This window comes from Hydrogenibacillus schlegelii, from assembly GCF_001653195.1.
GTDB lineage: Bacteria > Bacillota > Bacilli > Thermicanales > DSM-22653 > Hydrogenibacillus > Hydrogenibacillus schlegelii.
In genome coordinates this window covers 1-2,135 of record NZ_JXBB01000050.1, presented here as the reverse complement: position 1 = coordinate 2,135, position 2,135 = coordinate 1, and the positions used below count along the sequence as shown (strand labels likewise).

The following is a 2,135-nucleotide window of genomic DNA, read 5'->3' as shown; positions in this document are numbered from 1 at the left end:
GTGGCGATCATCGGGTCGGGGAACATCGGCACCGACCTCATGTACAAAATGTTCCGCAGCCCGTATCTCGAACCGGTGTGGATGATCGGCATCGATCCGGAATCCGAGGGCCTGAAGCGGGCCCGCTCCCTCGGCCTTGAGACGTTCGACGCCGGCCTCAAGCAGGCGCTTGAGGCCGGCGTGCGGCCGGATCTCGCCTTTGACGCCACGAGCGCCAAGGCGCACATTCGGAACTGGAAACTGCTCCAGGAACACGGCATTCAGGTGATCGACCTCACCCCGGCGGCCCGCGGTCCGTACGTCTCCGCGGCGGTGAACCTCGGCGAGCACCTCGACACTCCCAACATCAACATGATCACCTGCGGCGGGCAGGCGACCGTGCCGATCACCTACGCCGTCGGGCGTGTCGTGCCCGTGCAGTACGCCGAGATCGTCGCCACCATCGCCTCCAAGAGCGCCGGTCCCGGGACGCGGCAGAACATCGACGAATTCACCGTCACCACCGCCAAGGCGCTCGAGGTCGTCGGCAAGGCGAAGAAGGGCAAAGCGATCATCATCCTGAACCCGGCGGAGCCGCCGATCATGATGCGGAACACCGTCTACAGCCTCGTCGGCGACGTCGACCGCGAGACTCTGGACAAAATCGAACGATCGATCCACGACATGGTCGCCTACATCCAGACGTACGTGCCGGGCTACCGCCTGAACCGCGACATCGTCTACCGCGACGGCGTCGTGAGCGTCTCCGTCGAAGTCGAGGGCCTCGGCGATTTTCTCCCCGTCTACGCCGGCAACCTCGACATCATGACGACCGCCGCCGTCAAGGTCGGCGAAGAGATCGCCAAGCACCGCCTGGCCCTCGTCGAGGAGAAAGCGTAAGCGCCGGCGCGGGCGGCTTGTGCGCCGGGCGCTTCGGCGAATCGGGCGGAACGCGCCGGTCGAACCGGTCCCAACCGACAAATGTCGGCGCCAAGCGGCGGACGCCTTCCGGACCGCCGCTTGCCCAGGGGGCCGGCGAACAAAACCTTCCAGAAAGGCGGGGAAGCACATGCCAAAGGCGCCGCGCATCGCCGTCACCGATGTCACACTTCGGGACGGCATGCACGCCATCCGGCACCAGTTCAGCGTCGACGACGTCCGGGCCATCGCCGCGGCCCTCGACGACGTCGGCGTAAGCCACATCGAAGTCTCCCACGGCGACGGCCTTGGCGGCTCGACGATCCAGTACGGCTTTGCCAAAGAAAACGAAGACGACCTCATCCGGGCTGCCCGGGAGGTCGTCCGGCGCGCCCGCCTGACCGCGCTCCTGCTTCCCGGCATCGGCATCATCGAAGACATGAAGCGGGTCCAGAAACTCGGCGTCGAGACCATCCGCATCGCCACGCACTGCACCGAAGCGGACATCTCCGAGCAGCACATGCGGGAAGCGAAAAAGCTGGGCCTGGAAGTCGTCGGCTTCCTCATGATGGCCCACATGCTCGCGCCGGAAGATCTCGCCCACCAGGCGCGGCTCATGGCCAGCTACGGCGCCGACGTCGTCTACGTCGTCGACTCCGCCGGCGCGATGCTGCCCGAAGACGCCTACGCCCGCGTCAAGGCCCTGCGGGAGGCGCTTCCGGACACCGTCGAAGTCGGCTTTCACGCCCACCACAACCTCGGCCTGTCCATCGCCAACTCCTTTGCCGCCGTCGACGCCGGCGCGACCCGGATCGACGCGAGCTTAAAGGGCCTCGGCGCCGGCGCCGGGAACACCCCCCTCGAAGTGTTTGCCGCCGCGGCGGCGAAGCGGGGCCTCGAGACGGGGCTCGACCTCTACAAAGCGATGGACGCCGCCGAAGACGTCCTCCGGCCCCGGGTGCCCCGGCTCGTCGAGATCGACCGGGCGAGCCTCACCTTAGGCTACGCCGGCGTCTACTCCAGCTTCCTCCTGCACGCCTACCGGGCGGCGGAACAGTTCGGCGTCGACGCCCGGGACATCCTCGTCGAACTTGGCAAGAAAAAAGTCGTCGGCGGCCAGGAAGACATGATCCTCGACGTCGCCCTGGCGCTCAAAAAACAAAAAGAAGCCGCCGCCGCCCGCTGAGGGCGGCGGATGAGTTCCCGCGGCCGATGGAGGGGAACCGATGACCGACCTT

2 protein-coding genes are annotated in these 2,135 nt (G+C 66.8%); both read left to right on the top strand.

Features of this window, described 5'->3' with window-relative positions; genetic code table 11:
- A partial coding sequence (locus SA87_RS10215; protein ID WP_245637716.1) for an acetaldehyde dehydrogenase (acetylating) occupies positions 1–879 on the top strand: 879 nt, incomplete at its 5' end.
- Between the two features lie 169 nt (positions 880–1,048).
- Entirely contained in the window at positions 1,049–2,083 is a 1,035-nt protein-coding gene (dmpG, locus tag SA87_RS10210) for a 4-hydroxy-2-oxovalerate aldolase (protein WP_066202658.1), read from the top strand.
- The last annotated feature ends 52 nt before the right edge of the window (positions 2,084–2,135 follow it).

Bases quoted from the DNA above. Each gene is read 5' to 3' on its own strand.
- dmpG (WP_066202658.1), top strand. From the start codon at position 1,049: ATGCCAAAGGCGCCGCGCATCGCCGTCACCGATGTCACACTTCGGGAC.